The sequence below is a fragment of the Prescottella defluvii genome, assembly GCF_000738775.1.
GTDB lineage: Bacteria > Actinomycetota > Actinomycetes > Mycobacteriales > Mycobacteriaceae > Prescottella > Prescottella defluvii.
On record NZ_JPOC01000108.1, the window covers coordinates 1 to 207 of the forward strand.

1 protein-coding gene is annotated in these 207 nt (G+C 70.5%); it reads left to right on the forward strand.

Annotation, left to right across the window (positions count from 1 at the left end; translation table 11 throughout):
* Positions 1-146: methionine adenosyltransferase domain-containing protein (locus IJ15_RS25790; protein WP_197059909.1), on the forward strand; the 146-nt coding region annotated here is incomplete at its 5' end.
* Positions 147-207 lie beyond the last annotated feature (61 nt).

The window sequence follows — 207 nt, forward strand, 5'->3', positions numbered from 1 at the left end:
CCGGCGCGATCATCCGCGATCTGGACCTGCTGCGTCCGATCTACGCGCCGACCGCCGCGTACGGACACTTCGGACGTACCGACATCGATCTGCCGTGGGAGCGCACCGACCGGGCCGAGAAGCTTCGCGCCGCCGCCGGTCTCTGACCGTCGACCGGAAGGCGGCTCGCTGACTGCCACCGACAAGACAGCGGCAGCACACGCGCCC